Below are 19,627 nucleotides of genomic sequence, written 5' to 3'. Positions count from 1 at the left end.
GGAGTCGTCATGAGCATCGAAGATCTTGAAAGCATCGCCCTGGCGATGGTCGCGCCCGGCAAGGGCATCATCGCCATCGACGAGTCGACCAACACCATCAAGAAGCGTTTCGAAGCGGTCGGCATCGAGAACAACGAAGAGAACCGCCGCGCCTACCGCGAACTGCTGCTCACCACTCCGGGCCTGAGCGAGCACATCTCCGGCGCCATCCTCTATGACGAAACCCTGCGCCAGTCCACCAAGGACGGCGTGCCCTTCACCGAGGTGATGAAGAAGAACGGCATCATCCCCGGCATCAAGGTGGACAAGGGTCCGGTGCCGCTGGCCGGCTTCCCGGGCGACGTGGTGACCGAGGGCCTGGACGGCCTGCGCGAGCGCCTGCAGGAATACGCCAAGCTCGGCGCCCAGTTCTGCAAGTGGCGCGCGGTGATCAACATCACCGAAGACAACCCCAGCTCCACCGCGATCGAAGCCAACTGCCACGCGCTGGCACGCTACGCCGCGCTGTGCCAGGAAGCGGGCCTGGTGCCGATGGTCGAGCCGGAAGTGATCATGGACGGCGACCACAGCATCGAAGTCAGCTACGAAGTGCACGAAGCCGTGCTGCGCAGCCTGTTCAACGCGCTGTACGAGCAGAACGTGCTGCTGGAAGGCACCATCCTGAAGGTCAGCATGGTCATTCCGGGCAAGGACGCGGAAGAGCAGGCCGAGGTCGAGGAAGTCGCCGACGCCACCGTGCGCGTGCTGAAGACCACCGTGCCGGCGACGCTGCCGGGCATCGTGTTCCTGTCCGGCGGCCAGACCGACGAGCAGTCCACCGCCCACCTCAACGCGATGAACCGCATGGGTCCGCATCCGTGGCCGCTGTCGTTCTCCTACGGCCGCGCCATGCAGCAGGCCGCGCTCAAGCTGTGGGCCAAGGATATGAAGGCCAACTACGGCGAAGCGCAGAAGACCGTGCATGCCCGCGCCAAGGACAACGGCCTCGCCGCGCTGGGCCAGTGGAACGGCTGAGCTTCCGCTCCAGTGCGATAAAGAAAAAAGGCGCCCCAGGGCGCCTTTTTTCATGGTTCCGGCAAGCGAAGAGGGCGCCTTCCGGCGCCCTCCCGCTGTTACGCTCGCCAGTCCGAAGACGTGCGACTTGCCTTACTCAGAAGCGGTATTCCGCGCTCACCGACACCATGTCGGTGCTCAGGTCCACCTTGTTCTTCTTGGCGTCGAAGTAGTCGTAGTTCAGGCCGACGCTCATGTTGTTGCTGAAGTTGTAGCCAAAGCCCGCGCCGGCGTACCAGCTGGTGTCGTCCAGGCTCTTGCGGACCGGGTTCACGTCGTTGCTCAGACCGTGGCCCTTCCAGCTGTACACGCCGGCGCGCGCGCCGACATACCAGTTCTGGTCGATGTTGAAGCGGCCGTTCACGCCGGCGGTCCAGCCGTGCAGCTGGGTCTTGCCCTTGTCCACCACCGGGTTGCTGTTGAACAGGTTCTTCGGGTGGATGTTGCCCAGGTCGTTGTAGCCGACCTCGGCGCCCAGCGCGAAGTTAGGGGCCAGCGACCAGCGGTAGCCGCCGTTGAGGGCGTAGCCGGTGTCGTGGTCGTCGTACGGGCCCTTGTTGATCGAAGTGCGGCCCACATTGCCGTTGATGAACCAGCCGCCGTTGTCGGACGGCGCGTTCTGCGCGAAGGCGGGAACGGCCATCAGGCCGGCGGTGGCGAAAGCAAGGGCGAGCAGCGTCTTCTTCATGGAGAGTCTCCTGTTATGGAAGAACAGTGGCGGCCGTTGGGGAAAGGGCCGGGCACCGCGTGGCCGAGGGGTCTCGGCTTCACAAGGCTTAGATGGGAATAGTCCGAAAAAGATTCAATACCGATTAGTTCAGTATTAAGGCAAAGTTAAGATTTATGGCCGAGTTCGGGCAGGTTTAACTTGTTGATACCAAAAGAAAACGGGCGCCAGAAGCGCCCGTTTTCAACCCGGCTTGCGGTGATTCCAGATATCAGAAGCGGTATTCGCCGCTCAGCGACACGATGCCGGTGGAGCGCTTCAGGCCCTGGGTGACCTCGCCGGTGGCCGTGTTCTTGATCTTGCCGGCGTTGGCGTGGAAGTAGTCGTAGTTCACGCCCAGGCTGACCTGCTCGGTGATGTCCCAGCCGGTGCCGACGCCGCCGTACCAGCTGCCGCGGCCCGGACGGCCGCCGCTGGTCAGGCCGAGGTCCTGCCCCAGGCTGTTGTTGTAGTTGTTGCCGTTGTCATTGGCGCGGAAATAGCCGCCGTGGGCGCTGATGTACCACTGCGGCAGCAGGTTGATGCGGCCGTTCACGCCCAGCAGCCAGCCGCGCAAGGCGTTGGTGGTGCTGCGCTGGTTGACGTCCTGCGAATTGAAGACGTTCTTCACCCGGTAGTTGCCGAGGTCCGCGTAGCCGGCCTCAAGGCCCAGGCCCAGATCCTGGCCGGCCTTCCAGCGATAGCCGCCGAGCACGCCGTAACCGGTGCGGCGGCCTTTTTCGCCCTTGAAGAAATTGAAGCCGCTGCCGTTGCCGCTGCCGAAGCCGCCGTTATCGCCGCCATTGGTGCGGCCCACGTTGGCGCCGATGAACCAGTTGCCGCTGCCGACCGGCTGGCTGGGCAGGTAGTTGCCGCCCGCCGGAGCGGCCGGGCTGGAGGTGGTGCTGCTGTCCTGAGCCAGGACAGGGGCGCCGATGATGCTGGCGCTGGTGAAAGCGAGGGCAAGTAGGGACTTTTTCATGGGAATACTCCTCTTCTTCCTTTCTTAGGGAGCGATCGCCGACAGGGGGGAGGGGGAGTCTGCGATCGCACATGGCCTTGCCAGCCATGCCCCGGATTAGAGCGGCCCGGGACTGAAGGGTTTCCGTATTGCGACCGCACAAATTAAGGCCGAGTTAAGACCGTTGGAACGGGGTGAAGCGGGCGACAGCCCTGCGCGGATCGGTGACAATCACCGTTTTTCGCCGCCGCCTTTCCCTCCGGAGACCCCCGATGACCACCCGCCGCGAACTCGCCAACGCCGTCCGCGCCCTCGCCATGGACGCCGTGGAGGCCGCCAAGTCCGGCCACCCGGGCATGCCCATGGGCATGGCCGACCTGGCCGAGGTCTTGTGGAACGACTTCCTGCGCCATAACCCGGCCAACCCGAAGTGGTTCAACCGCGACCGCTTCGTGCTGTCGAACGGCCACGGTTCGATGCTGCAGTACGCCCTGCTGCACCTCACCGGCTACGACCTGCCGATGGCCGAGCTCAAGCGCTTCCGCCAGCTGCATTCGAAGACCGCCGGCCATCCGGAAGCCAGCGAAACGCCCGGCGTGGAGACCACCACCGGCCCGCTGGGCCAGGGCCTGGCCAATGCCGTGGGCTTCGCGCTGGCCGAGAAGGTGCTGGCCGCGCACTTCAACCGTCCGGGCCACCAGATCGTCGACCACCGCACCTTCGTCTTCCTCGGCGACGGCTGCCTGATGGAAGGCATCTCGCATGAAGTGGCTTCGCTCGCCGGCACCTGGGGCCTGGGCAAGCTGGTGGCGGTGTACGACGACAACGGCATTTCCATCGACGGCGAAGTGCACGGCTGGTTCACCGACGACACGCCCAAGCGCTTCGAGGCCTACGGCTGGAACGTGATCCGCCACATCGACGGCCACAACGCCGACGACATCAAGCGCGCGATCGAGCAGGCCGTGGCGCAGTCCGACAAGCCCACCCTGATCTGCGCCAAGACCATCATCGGCTTCGGCGCTCCGCACAAGCAGGGCAAGGAAGAAAGCCACGGCGCGCCGCTGGGCAAGGACGAAATCGCCGCCGCGCGCGAGCAGCTGGGCTGGCACTACGCGCCGTTCGAGATCCCCGCCGACATCTACGCCGGCTGGGACCACAAGGCCGCCGGCGCCGAGCGCGAAAAAGTGTGGAACGCCGCGTTCGACGCCTACGCTGCCGCGCATCCGGAACTGGCCGCCGAGTTCAAGCGCCGCCTCGCCGGCGAGCTGCCGGCCGACTGGGCCGAGAAGTCCGGCGCCTACGTGGCCAAGCTGCAGGCGGAAGGTCCGGAAGTGGCCAGCCGCAAGGCGTCGCAGATGGCGCTCGATGCGTTCGGCCCGCTGCTGCCGGAACTGATCGGCGGCTCCGCGGACCTGGCCGGATCCAACCTCACCAAGTGGAAGGGCAGCCTGGATGCCGGCAACGGCAACAGTGCCGACGGCAAGGGCAACTACGTGTATTACGGCGTGCGCGAGTTCGGCATGACCGCCATTGCCAACGGCCTGGCCCTGCATGGCGGCTTCATTCCGTACGACGCCACCTTCCTGGTGTTCTCCGACTACGCGCGCAACGCCGTGCGCATGAGCGCGCTGATCCCGGCGCACGCCATCCACGTCTACACCCACGACTCGATCGGCCTGGGCGAAGACGGCCCGACCCACCAGCCGGTGGAGCACATGGCCAGCCTGCGCTACATCCCGAACAACCAGCTGTGGCGTCCGTGCGATGCGGTGGAATCGGCGATGTCGTGGAAGGTGGCGATCGAGCGCAAGGGCGCGCCGTCGTGCCTGGTGTTCTCGCGCCAGAACCTCAAGCACCAGCAGCGTAGCGCGCAGCAAGTGGCCGAGATCGCGCGTGGCGGCTACGTGCTGTCCGACCCGCAGGACACGAAGTTCAAGGCGATCCTGATCGCCACCGGCTCGGAAGTGGAGCTGGCGATGGAGGCGGCGCGCACGCTGGCGCAGCAGGACATCGCGGTGCGCGTGGTGTCGATGCCCTGCACCGAGCTGTTCGACGAGCAGCCGCTGGAATACCGCGAAGGCGTGCTGCCGGGCTGGTGCCGTGCGCGCGTGGCGGTGGAAGCGGCGACCGCCGACTTCTGGCGCAAGTACGTGGGCCTGGACGGCGAAGTGGTCGGCATGACCACCTTCGGCGCGTCCGCGCCGGCGGGCCAGCTGTTCGAGCACTTCGGGTTCACCGTGTCGCACGTGGTGGACGCGGTGAAGCGCACGATCCGCTGAGCCGTCGATGCACCGGGAAGGCCGTGGCCTTCCCGGTGAGCGATAAAAAAACGCCGCATGTTGCGGCGTTTTTTTTATGTCCGCTGCGGCAGCGTCACGCCGCCAGCAGATCGCCCAGCTGCGACGGCTCGTTCACCAGCACGTGCGCGCCGGCCTGTTCGAGTTCTTCCTGGCTGCCGAAACCCCACAGCACGCCGATGCCGCGCACGCGGTTGGCCACCGCGCCGTCGATATCGAAATGGCGGTCGCCGATCATCACGGTCTGCTCAGGGTCCGCACCGAAATCCGCCAGCGCCGCGGCAATCATCGACGCCTTCTCGCTGTGCGCACTGTTCGGATCGGGGCCATACAGGCGGACGAACGCGTCGGCAAACGGAAACGCCTGCACGATCGGCGTCGCATGCCGCTCCGGCTTGCTGGTGACGATGGCCAGCTCGTGGCCGGCATCGCGCAGCCGCTGGATCATCGCCTCGATGCCCGGATACACCGTGTGCTCGCGCCAGCCGATGGAATGAAAACGCTGGTGGTAATGCTCCACCGCCGCTTCGACCAGGGCCGGGTCGTGGTCCAGCAGCGGCGCGAAGCTGTGCCGCAGCGGCGGGCCGATCCAGTGGCGCAGTTCCGACGGCGCCGGCACGCCCAGTTGCTCGAAGGCGTGCCGCACGCAGCTGACGATGCCCAGTTCCGAATCGATCAGGGTGCCGTCCAGGTCGAACAGGCAAAGCATGCGCGACCGGCTCACTTGGCTGCGCGCGCCTTGAGCGCGGCCACGGCCGGCAGTTCCTTGCCTTCCAGGAATTCCAGGAAGGCGCCGCCGCCGGTCGAGATGTACGAGACATCCTTTTCGATGTCGTACTTTTCGACAGCGGCCAGCGTGTCGCCGCCACCGGCGATGGAGAACGCGTCGGACGCGGCGACCGCGCGCGCCAGCGTTTCGGTGCCCTTGCCGAAGGCGTCGAACTCGAACACGCCGACCGGGCCGTTCCACACCACCGTGCCGGCCTTGGCGATCAGCGCGGCGTAGTTCTTGGCGGTCTGCGGGCCGATGTCGAGGATCAACTCGCCGTCCTTCACCTGGTCCACCGGCTTGACCGTGGCCGGTGCATGCGCGGAGAACTCCGGCGCTACCACCACGTCCACCGGCATCGGCACTTCGGCGCCGCGGCGCTTGGCGTCGGCGATCACCTTCTTGGCGGCGTCGAGCAGGTCCGGTTCGTACAGCGAGTTGCCGACGCCGTAGCCGGCGGCGGCGATAAAGGTGTTGGCGATGCCGCCGCCGACGATCAGCTGGTCGACCTTGCCGATCAGGTTCTCCAGCAGGGTGAGCTTGGTGGAGACCTTGGAGCCGGCCACGATCGCCAGCAGCGGCTGCGCCGGATGCTCCAGCGCCTTGCCCAGCGCGTCCAGCTCGGCCGACAGCAGCGGGCCGGCGGCGGCGACGGGGGCGTACTTGATCACGCCATGGGTGGAAGCCTGCGCGCGGTGCGCGGTGCCGAAGGCGTCCATCACGAAGATGTCGCACAGCGCTGCGTACTTCTTCGACAGGGCTTCGTCGTCCTTGCCCTCGCCGACGTTCATGCGGCAGTTCTCCAGCACCACCACCTCGCCGTCGGCGACATCGACGCCGCCGAGGTAGTCGGACACCAGGCGCACCGGCGTGCCCAGCTTGTCGCCCAGCCACTTGGCCACCGGGGCCAGCGAGGACTCGGCGTCGAACTGGCCTTCCTTCGGGCGGCCCAGGTGCGACATCACCATGACGCGGGCACCGGCGTCGCGGGCGGCCTTGATGGTGGGCAGAGAGGCGTCCAGGCGCTGGGTGGAGGTGATCCGCCCGTCCTCGATCGGCACGTTCAGGTCTTCGCGGATCAGCACGCGCTTGCCGCGCAGATCAAGATCGCTCATGCGGAGGAAGGACGACACGGCGCAACTCCTGGTTGGAAGGTGGGAAAGAGGGCGCCCTGGCGAGCGCGAACCCCGTATTGTCCCGCCCGTCCGGTGACGATGCAAACCGCGGTGCGGTTATCCTGGCCCGCCTTGAGACAGCGGAAGGACGCCCATCCATGAGCTCGGACCTGGTGCTGTACGGCTATTGGCGCTCCAGCGCCGCCTACCGCGTGCGCATCGCGCTGAACCTGAAGGGGCTGGCCTACGACAACCGTCCCGTGCACCTGGTGCGCGACGGCGGCGAGCAGCACCAGCAGGCCTATCGCGCGCTCAACCCGCAGGAGCTGGTGCCCTGCCTGGTCGACGGCGCGCAGGTGCTGACCCAATCCATGGCGATCATGGAATACCTCGACGAAACGCATCCGGCACCGGCCTTGCTGCCCGCCGATGCCGCCGGCCGCGCCCGCGTGCGCTCGCTGGCGCAGCTGCTGGCCTGCGACGTGCACCCGCTGGGCAACCTGCGCGTGCTGCAGTACCTGGGCAGCGAGCTGCACGTGGAGGAATCGATGCGCGGCAGCTGGTCGCGGCATTGGATCGGCGAGGGTTTCCGCGCGCTGGAAGCGATGCTGGCGGACAGCCCGGCGACCGGGCGCTACTGCCACGGCGACCTGCCCAGCCTGGCCGACGCCTGCCTGGTGCCGCAGCACTACAACGCGGTGCGCTGGAAGCTGCCGATGGAGGAGTTCCCGACCATCCGGCGCATCGTGGACGCCTGCCAGGCGCTGGAGGCGTTCAAGCGCGCCGCGCCGGAAGCGCAGCCGGACGCGCCGGCGGTCGATTGATCCGAGCACTGAAACGCATCACCCCGGCCTGGGCCGGGGTGATGGTGATGTTCCGCGGAAGGGCTTAGAAGCCGAGCCCGTAGGGGTCGTTACCCACCAGCTCCGCGCTCTCGGAGCCGCCGCCTTCGGACAGGCGGATCTTCAGCGCCAGGCCATCGCGCGAGTCGGCCTTGGCCAGCGCCTCGTCCAGCTCGATGCGGCCTTCCTTGTACAGGCGGTACAGCGACTGGTCGAAGGTCTGCATGCCTTCCTGCAGGCTGCGGTCCATCGCTTCCTTCACCTCGTGGATCTGGCCGCGGCGGATCATGTCGCGGATGAACGGGGTGTTGAGCAGCACTTCGGTGGCCGGCAGGCGGCGGCCGTCCTTGCCGATCACCAGGCGCTGGCTGATCACCGCGCGCAGGTTCAGGGCGAGGTTCATCAGCACGTTCTTGTGCGCCGATTCCGGGAAGAAGTTGAGGATGCGCTCCAGCGTCTGGTCGGCGTTGTTGGAGTGCAGGGTGGCCAGGCAGAGATGGCCGGTCTCGGAGAACGCGATGGCCGCTTCCATGGTGTCGGTGTCGCGGATCTCGCCGATCATGATCACGTCCGGCGCCTCGCGCATCGCGTTCTTCAGCGCCTCGTGATAGCTGTGCGTGTCCAGGCCGACCTCGCGCTGGTTCACGATGGACTTCTTGTGGCGGTGCAGGTATTCGATCGGGTCCTCGATGGTGAGGATGTGCCCGGAGGTATTCTGGTTGCGGTGGTCGAGCATGGCCGCCAGGGTGGTGGACTTGCCCGAACCCGTGGCGCCGACCACCAGGATCAGGCCGCGCGGCTCCAGGATCAGGTCGCGGAAAATACCCGGGAGCTGCAGCTGGTCGATGCTCGGGATCTCGCTCTTGATCGCGCGGATCACCATGCCGACTTCGCCGCGCTGCTTGAACACGTTGATGCGGAAACGGCCGGCTTCCTTCACCGCCAGCGCCATGTTGAGCTCGAGGTCGCGCTCGAACTGGGGCACCTGGCCCTCGTCCATGAGCGAATAGGCGATCTTCTTCACCATGCCGCCGGGGAGTCCGGTATTGCCCAGCGGGTACAGCTTGCCCTCCACCTTGATGTTCACGGGGGCGCCGGTCGTCAGGAACATGTCCGACGCGCCCTTGTCCACCATGAGCTTGAGGAAGTAACCAATGTCCACTCGTGTCCCCTGAAATGACGCTCACGCGTTGCAAACAACGATTATGCCCGCCCACAATACGCTGCGACACTCTTAGAGGAATGAGTGATGGTCCACATCTTTTCCGCGCCGGATAGCCGCCAGAATGGCGTCCGCACGGTGTTTTCCAGCCTGATCCTGGCCCTTGCGCTGGGCTCGCTCGGCGGCTGCGCCAGCGTGCCTCCGCCCGACGGCTCCATGAACCAGGCGCAGATGCAATTGCAGTACGCCCGCGACGCCGGTGCGGCCGATTACGCCCCGGTCGACCTGGATTTCGCGCAAAACAAGTTCCAGCAAGCCCAGGCCGCCATGGCCAGCCGCAAGTACGAGGACGCCGCCGCCCTGGCCGAAGAAGCCCAGGCCGACGCCGAACTCGCCCGCGCCAAGGCGCGGCTGGGCGCCGCCCGCGCCCAGATCCAGCGCAAGACCCAGGGCAACCGCGAACTGCGCGAGCAGATCGAGCAGAACCTGAACGCGCAGGAAGAAGCCGCCCAGCAGGCGGCCCAGCAGCAACAGCGCCAGTTCCAGGAACAGCAGCAGGGCCTGCCGGCGCAGGAACAGACGCAGGACATGCCGGCACCGTCCTCGTCCGTGCTGCAGCCGCTGCCGCAGGACGGCGGCTTCCAGACCCTGCCGCAGCCGCAGCCGCAACCGCAGACCAACGACCAGGGAGGCCACCCATGAAGCCCCTGCGCATCACCTTGTCGGCGCTCGTCCTCGCCGCCGCGGCCGTGGGTTCGGCCCACGCCAAGGACGACATGGACGTGGCCCGCCTCAACGGCAGCCTCGACCAGCTCGCCCGCGACCCCGCCCTGAGCGGCTACGCCCAGGCCGAGCAGGCCCGCGCCCGCGATGCCATCGGCCGCCTGGCCCAGGCCCGCTCGCGCGACCGCGCGCATGCGCTGTACGTGGCCGAACGCCGCGTCGACCTGGCCAAGGCCACCGCCCAGCTGCAGGAAGCCCAGATCAAGGTCAACCAGCTCGATCGCGAGCACGACCAGATCCAGCTCGACGGCACCCGCCGCGAGGTCGAGGCGGCCCGCCGCGAACTCGACCGCCAGCGCACGCAGTACCAGATGGCCCAGGAAGAAGCCGCCCGCCTGCAGCAGGAAGGCGCTGCCGCCCAGGCCCAGGCCGTGCAGGCCCAGGCCCAGGCCGACCAGGCCAAGAAGCTCGCCGCGGCCCAGGCCAAGGTGGCCAACGCCGCCAAGCGCCAGGCCGACCTGGCCACCCAGGCGGCGAAGGCGATGCGCTCGCAGATGCAGGGCGATTCGGGCAAGTAAATATCGCTGTCGCGATGTACGAACGAAGCGCCCGGCGGAGCATTCCACCGGGCGTTTTCGTTTCCATCGAAAGCATCGTTGAAAGCAACGTTTAACCTGAAAAAAAGCCTGCCGCGGCGGCCTTTTTCCGCGCGAATCGCAGTGTGATGCGCTTCGCTGGAACGCGCTTGCATGCCCCCGGATGCGGGAGTAGGGTCGGATACCCATGGGGCGCTCATGCACCATGGGTCAATGACCTGAATCATGCGCCTATCCCTCGATCACCCGATCACCTGCGTACCGGCAAGCCGGCGCGGGCCATTGGCATGCGCATGGTTTACCACCGTTAGCGGGCGCACCGATCCCGCGCCCGCGGTTCTTCGCGAGGAGGTCGGATCATGTTCGAAAACCAGCAGCGTGACGATGTCGAAGCCTTGATGAAAGCCGACGCCGAATTCCGTCGGCTGTACCAGCACCACAAGGAGCTCGACAGCAAGGTGCACGACGCCGAGATCGGCGTTCTTCCCATCGACGACATGACCCTTACGGGCATGAAGAAAGAAAAGCTCCACGCCAAGGAACGGTTGCAGCGCATGTGGGATGAACGAGCGCACAAGCACCGCATCGTCAACTAGCCTGCGGTTTCAAACTCAAGACACGCGGCCCCGGAGCCACCCTTGCGAGGGAACGGCTGCCGGGGCCGCTTCGTTTGCGCGCGCGGTCAGGGGAACGCAGGGCGGCTCGGTTATCATCGCCAGCCTGAGGCAGTCCGATCCGGGCCGCCCGCGAACCGAATGCAGGAGCTTCCATGACGGTCCACCAGAGTGTCCTCGAACTGATCGGCCGCACCCCGATGGTGCGCGCGCAGCGACTGGATGCCGGCCCCTGTGAGCTCTTCCTCAAGCTGGAAAGCGCCAATCCCGGCGGCTCGATCAAGGACCGCATCGGCCTGTCGATGATCGAAGGCGCCGAACGCGCCGGCAAGATCAAGCCCGGCGCCACCCTGGTCGAAGGCACCGCCGGCAACACCGGCCTTGGCCTTGCGCTGGTGGCGCAGCAGAAGGGTTATCGCCTGGTGCTGGTGGTGCCCGACAAGATGAGCCGCGAGAAGATCTTCAACCTCAAGGCGATGGGCGCCGAAGTGGTGCTCACCCGTTCGGACGTGGCCAAGGGCCACCCCGAGTACTACCAGGACATGGCCGAGCGCATCGCGCGCGAAACGCCCGGCGCCTACTTCATCAACCAGTTCGGCAATCCCGACAACCCCGCCGCGCACATCGCCACCACCGGCCCGGAAATCTACGAGCAGATGGACGGTCGCGTGGACGCCATCGTGGTCGGTTGCGGTTCTTCCGGCACCATGAGCGGCCTGTCGCGCTACTTCGCCGAAGTGTCGCCGAATACGGAAATCGTGCTGGCCGATCCGGTCGGTTCCATCCTCGCGCAGTACATCAACGAAGGCATTCTCTCGACCAAGTCCGGCAGCTGGATGGTCGAAGGCATCGGTGAGGACTTCTTGCCCAGCATCAGCGACTTCAGCAGGGTGAAGAAGGCCTACGCGATCAGCGACAAGGAAAGCTTCCTCGCCGCGCGCGAACTGCTGGCGAAGGAGGGCGTGCTCGGCGGTTCGTCCACCGGCACGCTGCTGTCCGCGGCCTTGAAGTACTGCCGCGAGCAGACCACGGCCAAGCGCGTGGTGACGCTGGTCTGCGATACCGGCAACAAGTACCTGTCGAAGATGTACAACGACTACTGGATGCTGGACAACGGCTTCATCGACCGCGACCAGCACGGCGACCTGCGCGACCTGCTGCTGCGCCCGTTCACCCAGCGCGACACCGTGGTGGTCGGCCCCGGCGAGCTGCTGATGACGGCCTACACGCGCATGAAGCTGTACGACGTCTCGCAGCTGCCGGTGATGGACGGCAACAAGCTGGTCGGCATCCTCGACGAGTCGGATGTGCTGATGCACGTGCACGCCGACGAAAGCCGCTTCCGCGACCCGGTCTCCACCGCGATGATCACCAACCTGCAGATCCTCGACATCCACGAGCCGATCACCGCGCTGCTGCCGGTGTTCGAGCGCGGCCACGTGGCCATCGTGCTGGACGGCGAGCAGTTCATGGGTCTGATCACCCGCATCGACCTGCTGAATTACCTACGCCGTAAGGTGCACTAGGCGCCAACACAGGCTTGGCGGATGCTGCTCGCCACAAAGCCGGCTGTTCGATGAACAGCCGGCCGCGCGAGTGCACGAAATGGCGCGTGCATGGTCGGATGCGTCACGAAAGTTTGCTGAAATGGGTGGCCGACAAAGTCCCGGCCCTGCGGAAGTCCGCTTCCGGTCCCCCTTTCTCCTCAAGAGGACTCTGCCCATGTGTGGAATCGTTGCCGCCACTGCCCAGCGCGACGTCGCCCCCCTGCTGATTGCCGGCCTGAAGGCGCTGGAATACCGCGGCTACGACTCGGCCGGCCTCGCCGTGCTGCAGCAGGATGAAATCCGCCGCGTCCGCGAAAAGGGCAAGGTGCGCGAGATGGAAGCGCAGTACCTGGCCGACCCGTTCCCCGGCGGCACCGGCATCGCGCATACGCGCTGGGCCACCCACGGCGTGCCGAACAAGGTCAACGCGCATCCGCACGTCGCCGGCCACGTGGCGCTGGTGCATAACGGCATCATCGAGAACTACGCCACGCTGCGCAGCGAACTCGAATCGCGCGGCCACGCGTTCACCTCCGAGACCGACACCGAAGTGATGGCCGCGCTGATCAGCGAGCGCCTCGCGTCCGGCAAGTCGCTGCTCGACGCGGTGTCCTCGGTGGTGCACGAACTGGAAGGCGCCTACGCCATCGCCGTGATCAGCGACAAGGAACCCGGCCGCGTGATCGGCGCCCGCCGCGGCGCGCCGCTGCTGGTCGGCGTGGGCATCGGCGAGAACTTCCTCGGCTCCGATGCGCAGGCGCTGATCCAGGTCACCAACCGGATGATCTACCTGGAAGAACACGACGTGGTGGAAATCACCCGCGACCAGGTACGCATCTACGGCCAGCACGGCCAGCCGGTGGAACGCGCCGTGCACGAGAGCGAGCTGTCCACCGACGCCGTCGAGCGCGGTGAATACCGCCACTACATGCAGAAGGAAATCTTCGAGCAGCCGCGCGCCGTGGCCGACACGCTCGAAGCGCGCATCGGCCCGCACGGCGTGCTGCCCAACATCTTCGGCGTCAATGGCGACGAGCTGCTGAGCAAGGCCAAGGGCCTGCACATCATCGCCTGCGGCACCAGCTACCACGCGGGCCTCGTCGCCAAGTACTGGATCGAGGACTACGCACGCCTGCCGGTCAACGTGGAAGTCGCCAGCGAATACCGCTACCGCGAAGCGGTGGTGCCGGAAGGCACGCTGTTCGTGGCCATTTCGCAGTCCGGCGAAACCGCCGACACCCTGGCCGCCATGCGCGAATCGCGCCGCCGCGGCTATCTCGGCACGCTGGCGATCTGCAACGTGCCGGAATCCTCGGTGGTGCGCGAAGCGGACCTCAAGCTGATGACGCGCGCCGGCCCGGAAATCGGCGTGGCCTCCACCAAGGCCTTCACCACGCAGCTCGCCGCACTGGGCCTGCTCACCCTGCAGCTCGCGCGCCAGCGCGGCCTGGAAGACGCACGCTATGCCGACCTCACCGCCCAGCTGCAGAGCCTGCCCAAGCGCATCGAAAAAGCGCTGGAGCTTGAACCGCAGATCGTCGACCTCGCCGAACACCTGATCCACCGCCAGCACGCGCTGTTCCTCGGCCGCGGCGCGCAGTATCCGGTGGCGATGGAAGGCGCCTTGAAGCTCAAGGAAATCTCATACATCCACGCCGAAGCCTACGCCGCCGGTGAACTCAAGCACGGCCCGCTGGCGCTGGTGGACGAAGACATGCCGGTGATCGCAGTGGCCCCGAACGGCCCGCTGCTGGACAAGCTCAAGTCCAACTTGCAGGAAGTGCGTGCACGTGGCGGCGAGTTGCTGGTGTTCGCGGACGGTGCGGCGAGCATGGATGGTAATGCGGCGCGCGGAAGCATTCTGCGTATCGACGGCGGCGGCGACTTTATTGCGCCGGCGGTGTTTACGGTGCCGATGCAGTTGCTTGCGTATCACGTGGCGGTGTTGCGGGGTACGGATGTTGATCAGCCGCGTAATCTGGCGAAGTCGGTGACGGTGGAGTAATTGCACATGAAAAAAAGCCGGGGCTCGCGAGCCCCGGCTTTTTTTTGTCAGTGCTGCGGCTTGACGGTCGTCAAATCGGTGGACGTCGGCGCCCCGCGATCAGCGAGATGATGAACAGCACGATGAAGACGATGAACAGGATTTTCGCGATGCTCGCGGCCAGGCCGGCGATGCCGAAGAAGCCCAGGAAGCCGGCGATCAGTGCGATGACTAGAAAGACGATGGCGTAGTACAGCATGGCGTACCCTCCTATCGGTGATGGTACTTGCCGTTGGCGGCGGCCGATCCGGATGTGGAGCGTGGCGGATTACCTTCCGTTCTCGTCGAATTCTTTCAGCTGCTTCATCGCTTCGTCCTTGGCGATGCCATAACGCTCCTGCAGCTTGCCGGCGAGATATTCGGAGCTTCCCTCGGCCACTTTCAGATCGTCGTCGGTCAATTTGCCCCAGCGAGCCTTGAGCTTCCCCTGGAGCTGTTTCCATTGGCCCTTGATCCGGTCTTCGTTCATATCCCGATACTCCACGATGCGTGCCGCGTCCAAACGGACGGCGGCGGTTGCGGTGGTTCTTAGGAATAGGAGCCGGCGGATGATTCGTGTGTGAATCGACGGCGTTTCGATCGAGTGCCGTTCATGAGTATGAGTAATGCGCGATGGCGCTAATGTTTTCGTCACGCGTCGATCATCTGCGCAGTGATGCGCGTCGTTTGCATAGTGGTTGCGATGCAAATTCGGATTTGCCCTAAAGACAACCCGAATGCGTCTCTGCTAGCGTGATCGATGTTGCCCGCGCTGTGTTTTCGTCGCGTCGCGGGCAACCATGGCAGCAATGTCGTGAGAGCGCGGGCCAAGGGTGTGTCACCACCCCTGACCCGCTAACCATCACCAACTTCTGAGGAGTCGATCATGGCTAAGCCAGATCATACGGTACTTGCACGCTCGCCGATCCCCTGGGCGACACATCCGCCGGCTAACCAGGTCGTCCGCATTCTTCGCGGACACGGTTGAAGAGCAGCGGCCTAAGAGTTTTCGTAGGTAATGAATCCTAGCCGTGAAACCCGGCGCGTTGCTTCGTGCAACGGCGAAAGCGACTGAGGCCGTCATCCACTTCATCAATCAAGCCGCCCGGCGCCGGTGTTCCAGGTGGTCGGTAAGCCTCGAGTCCGTGTGGTCGCGGCACGTCGTGCTGTCTGGCGGCGTGCCGTTCTCGGGACGAGGGCGGCGCATGGCAAGGAGTTGCTTATGGATATCTATGGCGAAGCGTGGCTCACACGCCACGTGGAATATTTTTCGGATCCGGAGGCGGGGCCGGATGCGTTGTTGAACGATGCCACCGAGTGGCTGCATTACGCGCATAACGCGATTCGGTTGTTGGCGGAGTTTTTCGAAGAGCGCGGCAGCGTGAATGCGCAACGCTTGCCGGTCATGTTGGAAAGCATCGCGGTGTTTATCGAAATGGGAACGCGCTGCGCGACGCAGGCGCATTTGCGGATGCAGTGGTTGCAGATACGTGGTGAAGAGCATTCGACTGTCGACGATGAGCGTAACGACGCCTAGAGCAAACCAGGCGACACCCTCTCAACTCCCTCTCCCCTTCGGGGAGAGGGTTGGGGTGAGGGGCCGGGCGGAGCGATGAGCGGAGGGGCGCGAAAACCAAAAGCTCTACTTATCTTCGTAGAACCATCACCGCGAGCACCCGCCCCTCATCTGCCTGCCGGCATCTTCTCCCCGGAGGGGAGAAGAGTTCGATAGGTAGTGACGGCGGGGGCGGGTGTCGCTTATACCCTACGTTGTGACGCGGACGCCCTTACTGCTGCACAGAACAGGTCTTGGACACACCCTTCAGCGGATCGGTAAACGCCGTATTCGAACAATCGACAGACTGCCCGACACCCACTTCCCGGTAATGCCAAACCCCACGCGCACCATAAGCCACCAGCCCCGTCCCCTGCGTCACCTTGCAGCTCGCCCCTTCCTTCGCACACACCGCAAACCCGCTCGGCGCATTACCCGTACCCCTGGGCGCAAGCACGCGGATCGCATCCTCGGTAAACAACAAGGTGCCAAAACCATTGTTATCCGCATACGGCGTCCGCCCTTCCGGACGAATATGCTCCGCCGCCTGCTGCGTATACGGCGCTGAAATATCCTTCCGGCGCGCGTAGTGGTTGTAGACCATCTCGTACACCGGACGGAAATCACCGCGGCTCTGGCTGGAAATGGTCTTGTGCGGATACTTGCCGGTGGTATCGACCATCGGATCGAACGGCACGTCATGGCCCAGATTGTATTGGGCGACATATTCGAAACCGGCCAGCAGTCGATTGCCGTACGCCGAATAAAGATCGAAGCCCTGCGACCACGCCACTTCCGCCACCTCGGCAAGATTGCCGACGCCCAGCTGCGTATGCGCCTGATCGCGCCCGCTCTCCTGCGTCTCGCCGAAGGTATTGATCACGTAATGCGTCAGCGCGCCATCCGAAGGCCCGTTGTAGTAGTAATCCAGCGCGCGATTGAACATGCCCCAGTCGTTGGTATACACGCCCATCGCGATCATCGCCTTCATGCAGCTGGAATCCCAGTTGCCGTTCGCATACGGGGCGAAATCCTTGATCACCGGATAGAACACGTTGCGGAACATCGCCTCGGATGCCGCGATGCCCTGCGCCGACCAGCCGGCCTTGCTGTAGCGGATCAGTTCCGCCGCGGCCACGAACTTGAAGCCGTTCAAACCGGCGGCGAGCGGTGCGTCATGGCCTTCGATCGATTTCAAGGTGCCCGACCAGGCATTGAGAATCCCGATCGCATTCGCCGCATAGCGCGGGTCGTCGCTCAAGGTCCACATTAGCGCCTGCTGATAAGCCGCATTGGCGTCGTCATTGAACTCGCCCATGCATTGGGCCGGCGTGTCGCGCACGACCTTGGCGCAATGGCCGCCGCGGATATGGTAGGTCGGCGACGAAAGGCCATCGTTCTTCAATTTGAAGTAACCACTCGCCCACGGTTCCTGCGTCAGATGGGCCTTGATGCGGGCGAGATCGTCGGCGGTGTGGATAACGCCGGGATGTACGAAGGTGGCGGTCGCGGCCTCGCTCGGCCGGATGCCGGCGCAGGCGGCCAGCGCCACCAGCAGCGGCGCAAAGGTTCGAACGGTCTGGCGTGCTTTCAGATGCATATCGATGACCCAGGGGACGGAGAGGCGCCACGTTGCGATGACCGGCCAAGGGCCGTCATGGTCATGCCGGGGCGGGTGGCCGTCATTTCGGGCCAGGCATCCAGAGATGCGGCCTGGGTCTAACCGAGATTCCCCGGCGGTACGCGGCGGCGCGCCACCCAGGCGTGACTGCCGTCACCCTTCTGCCCAACCGCCACCGGCCTTGGCTATCATGCCGCCGGGGGATGTCGTTTTCCGGTAAGCCTCGAAGACGACTCAGGAAAGCCTGGCCGCCGCCGATCCGATGGTTCCGACCGTCGGAACGCGTCGTGCCGCCGGCGCAGGAGCAAGGGAGAAGTATTTTGATCGTCGGTATCGATTTAGGGACGACCAACAGTCTCGTCGCGGTATGGAAGGACGGCGCGCCCGTGCTGATCCCGAATGCGCTCGGGGCGATGCTGACGCCGTCATGCGTCGGCCTGTCGGAGACCGGGGAACTGCTGGTGGGCCAGGCGGCCAAGGACCGCCTGCAGACGCACCCGCAGCTGACCGCCGCCAACTTCAAGCGCTACATGGGCGCGGCGCGCGAGATCAGCCTGGGCAAGCGCAAGTTCCGTCCCGAGGAAATCTCTTCCTTCGTGCTGCGCTCGCTCAAGGCCGACGCCGAGGCCTTCCTGGGCCATCCGGTGGAACAGGCCATCATCAGCGTGCCGGCGTATTTCAGCGACGCCCAGCGCAAGGCCACGCGCGCCGCCGGCCAGCTGGCCGGCCTGCGCGTGGAGCGGCTGGTCAACGAGCCCACCGCGGCCGCGCTCGCCTATGGCGTGTGCGATGCCGGCAGCGAGCGCAAGTTCCTGGTGTTCGACCTGGGCGGCGGCACCTTCGACGTGTCCATCCTGGAGATTTTCGACGGCGTGATGGAAGTCCGCGCCAGTGCGGGCGACAACTTCCTGGGCGGCGAGGATTTTCTGGAGGTGCTGGTCGAAGACATCATGGCTTCGATCGCGGCCAACACCTCGTTCAAGCCGGACGATTTCTCGCCCGGCGACCGGCAGCGCTTGCGCGACGCCGCGGAAAAACTCAAGCGCACGCTGTCGACCGCCGACTCGGCGGCGCTGTCCTTCCGCATGCGCGAGACCGAGATCGCCTATCGCATCGACGAAGACCGCTTCATGGCGCTGTGCGAGCCGCTGCTGCAGCGGCTGCGCCTGCCGGTGGAGCGCGCGCTGCGCGATGCGCGCATCCGCGCCGCGGACCTGTACGAGATCGTGCTGGCCGGCGGCGCCACCCGCATGCCGGTGGTGCGCAAGCTGGTCACGCGTATGTTCGGCCGCTTCCCGGCCACTACCTTGAACCCGGATGAAGTCGTGGCGCTGGGCGTGGCCGTTCAGGCCGGCCTGGAAATGGACGATGCCGCGCTGGACGAGATGGTGATGACGGACGTGTGCCCGTACACGCTGGGCATCAGTATCGTGGAAGGCTCCGGCCATAACGGCATGGTCAGCGGCTTCTACCTGCCGATCATCGAGCGCAACACGGTGGTGCCGGCCAGCCGCAGCCGCGACGTGTTTACGGTGAGGGATGGCCAGGCCAAGGTCGTCATCGAGGTGTTCCAGGGCGAGGCGCGGCTGGTCAAGGACAACATCCCGCTGGGCAAATTCGAGATCGCCGTGCGGTCCGGCATGCCCGCCGGCGGGGCCGGTGTGTCGGTGCGCTTTACCTATGACGTGAACGGCCTGCTCGAAGTGGAAGCGACCGCGCATGGCACCGAGGCGAAGAAGAGCATCGTGATCCAGGAGCACGCAGGCGTGCTGTCCGGCGAGGAGATCCAGCAGCGTCTCGCCGCGCTGTCCAGCCTGAAGCTGCACCCGCGCGAGGATGCGCGCAACGCGGCCATCATGGCGCGCGCCAACCGCCTGTTCGAAGAGACGCTGGGCGAGGCGCGCATGGTGATCTCCAAGGCGATGGCGCAGTTCGAAGCGGTGCTGGAACGGCAGGACCCGCGCGAGATCGCCACCACGCGCGAACAGTTCCAGGCCTGGCTCGACCGCTTCGAAAACCATCCTTTGCTGGATGCCTGAT

The 19,627-nt window shown here is 65.4% G+C and carries 18 protein-coding genes; 10 read left to right on the top strand and 8 right to left on the bottom strand.

Features of this window, described 5'->3' with window-relative positions:
- Window positions 1-9: 9 nt before the first annotated feature.
- Window positions 10-1,014, top strand: a complete 1,005-nt coding sequence (locus KK141_RS02070) for a class I fructose-bisphosphate aldolase (RefSeq protein WP_214570724.1) — start codon at window positions 10-12, stop codon at window positions 1,012-1,014.
- Window positions 1,015-1,150: 136 nt separating this feature from the next.
- Here the strand turns inward: KK141_RS02070 and KK141_RS02065 are convergent, their stop codons facing one another.
- Together KK141_RS02065 and KK141_RS02060 are read right to left on the bottom strand one after the other, a co-directional pair.
- On the bottom strand, window positions 1,151-1,741 hold the full coding sequence (locus tag KK141_RS02065) for a porin family protein (RefSeq protein WP_167257094.1): 591 nt from the start codon (window positions 1,739-1,741) through the stop codon (window positions 1,151-1,153).
- Between the two features lie 250 nt (window positions 1,742-1,991).
- Window positions 1,992-2,741: a porin family protein gene (locus KK141_RS02060; RefSeq protein ID WP_214570723.1), complete on the bottom strand. Its 750-nt coding sequence runs from the start codon at window positions 2,739-2,741 to the stop codon at window positions 1,992-1,994.
- Between the two features lie 251 nt (window positions 2,742-2,992).
- Between KK141_RS02060 and tkt the strand changes: the two genes are divergently transcribed.
- The gene (gene tkt, locus KK141_RS02055; protein ID WP_214570722.1) at window positions 2,993-5,002 is read left to right on the top strand and encodes a transketolase; all 2,010 of its coding nucleotides are present in this window, start codon (window positions 2,993-2,995) and stop codon (window positions 5,000-5,002) included.
- A 94-nt stretch (window positions 5,003-5,096) separates the two neighbouring features.
- Here the strand turns inward: tkt and KK141_RS02050 are convergent, their stop codons facing one another.
- A complete protein-coding gene (locus KK141_RS02050; protein WP_214570969.1) occupies window positions 5,097-5,729 on the bottom strand; it encodes an HAD hydrolase-like protein in 633 nt (210 codons plus the stop codon).
- Window positions 5,730-5,740: 11 nt separating this feature from the next.
- Window positions 5,741-6,904 carry a phosphoglycerate kinase gene (locus KK141_RS02045; protein WP_214570968.1) on the bottom strand — a complete coding sequence of 388 codons (1,164 nt, stop codon included), beginning with the start codon at window positions 6,902-6,904 and terminating at the stop codon, window positions 5,741-5,743.
- Between the two features lie 158 nt (window positions 6,905-7,062).
- On the opposite strand from KK141_RS02045, the gene maiA reads away from it, so the two are divergent.
- Window positions 7,063-7,728, top strand: a complete 666-nt coding sequence (gene maiA, locus KK141_RS02040; protein ID WP_214570721.1) for a maleylacetoacetate isomerase — start codon at window positions 7,063-7,065, stop codon at window positions 7,726-7,728.
- 64 nt (window positions 7,729-7,792) lie between these two features.
- Here the strand turns inward: maiA and KK141_RS02035 are convergent, their stop codons facing one another.
- Window positions 7,793-8,908, bottom strand: coding sequence for a PilT/PilU family type 4a pilus ATPase (locus KK141_RS02035; protein WP_214570720.1), 1,116 nt, complete (start codon window positions 8,906-8,908; stop codon window positions 7,793-7,795).
- Between the two features lie 87 nt (window positions 8,909-8,995).
- Here KK141_RS02035 and KK141_RS02030 point away from each other — a divergent pair, with 87 nt between their 5' ends.
- From KK141_RS02030 to glmS, 5 genes are all read left to right on the top strand, one after another.
- The gene (locus KK141_RS02030) at window positions 8,996-9,610 is read left to right on the top strand and encodes a DUF4398 domain-containing protein (protein WP_214570719.1); all 615 of its coding nucleotides are present in this window, start codon (window positions 8,996-8,998) and stop codon (window positions 9,608-9,610) included.
- Window positions 9,607-10,209 (top strand): hypothetical protein, encoded by a 603-nt coding sequence (locus tag KK141_RS02025; protein ID WP_214570718.1) that lies wholly within the window; start codon window positions 9,607-9,609, stop codon window positions 10,207-10,209. The genes KK141_RS02030 and KK141_RS02025 overlap by 4 nt, the downstream gene beginning before the upstream one ends.
- 377 nt (window positions 10,210-10,586) lie before the next feature.
- Window positions 10,587-10,823 carry a YdcH family protein gene (locus tag KK141_RS02020; RefSeq protein WP_167257087.1) on the top strand — a complete coding sequence of 79 codons (237 nt, stop codon included), beginning with the start codon at window positions 10,587-10,589 and terminating at the stop codon, window positions 10,821-10,823.
- A 173-nt stretch (window positions 10,824-10,996) separates the two neighbouring features.
- Window positions 10,997-12,367 carry a pyridoxal-phosphate dependent enzyme gene (locus tag KK141_RS02015; protein WP_214570717.1) on the top strand — a complete coding sequence of 457 codons (1,371 nt, stop codon included), beginning with the start codon at window positions 10,997-10,999 and terminating at the stop codon, window positions 12,365-12,367.
- 196 nt (window positions 12,368-12,563) lie between these two features.
- A complete protein-coding gene (gene glmS / locus KK141_RS02010; RefSeq protein WP_214570716.1) occupies window positions 12,564-14,393 on the top strand; it encodes a glutamine--fructose-6-phosphate transaminase (isomerizing) in 1,830 nt (609 codons plus the stop codon).
- 70 nt (window positions 14,394-14,463) lie between these two features.
- Here glmS and KK141_RS02005 read toward each other — a convergent pair whose 3' ends face one another.
- Together KK141_RS02005 and KK141_RS02000 are read right to left on the bottom strand one after the other, a co-directional pair.
- Complete coding sequence (locus KK141_RS02005; RefSeq protein ID WP_214570715.1) at window positions 14,464-14,631, bottom strand: DUF1328 domain-containing protein; 168 nt, start codon at window positions 14,629-14,631, stop codon at window positions 14,464-14,466.
- A gap of 69 nt (window positions 14,632-14,700) precedes the next feature.
- Window positions 14,701-14,901: a CsbD family protein gene (locus KK141_RS02000; RefSeq protein WP_214570967.1), complete on the bottom strand. Its 201-nt coding sequence runs from the start codon at window positions 14,899-14,901 to the stop codon at window positions 14,701-14,703.
- Between the two features lie 732 nt (window positions 14,902-15,633).
- Between KK141_RS02000 and KK141_RS01995 the strand changes: the two genes are divergently transcribed.
- On the top strand, window positions 15,634-15,948 hold the full coding sequence (locus KK141_RS01995) for a hypothetical protein (protein ID WP_214570714.1): 315 nt from the start codon (window positions 15,634-15,636) through the stop codon (window positions 15,946-15,948).
- A gap of 250 nt (window positions 15,949-16,198) precedes the next feature.
- Here the strand turns inward: KK141_RS01995 and KK141_RS01990 are convergent, their stop codons facing one another.
- Window positions 16,199-17,566: an alginate lyase family protein gene (locus KK141_RS01990; protein ID WP_214570713.1), complete on the bottom strand. Its 1,368-nt coding sequence runs from the start codon at window positions 17,564-17,566 to the stop codon at window positions 16,199-16,201.
- 341 nt (window positions 17,567-17,907) lie between these two features.
- Here KK141_RS01990 and KK141_RS01985 point away from each other — a divergent pair, with 341 nt between their 5' ends.
- Window positions 17,908-19,626, top strand: a complete 1,719-nt coding sequence (locus KK141_RS01985) for a molecular chaperone HscC (protein ID WP_214570712.1) — start codon at window positions 17,908-17,910, stop codon at window positions 19,624-19,626.
- Window position 19,627 lies beyond the last annotated feature (1 nt).

It is taken from the genome of Dyella sp. LX-66 (genome assembly GCF_018599165.1).
GTDB classification, from domain to species: Bacteria; Pseudomonadota; Gammaproteobacteria; order Xanthomonadales; family Rhodanobacteraceae; genus Dyella_D; species Dyella_D marensis.
This window is presented reverse-complemented; position numbering and strand designations above follow the sequence as displayed.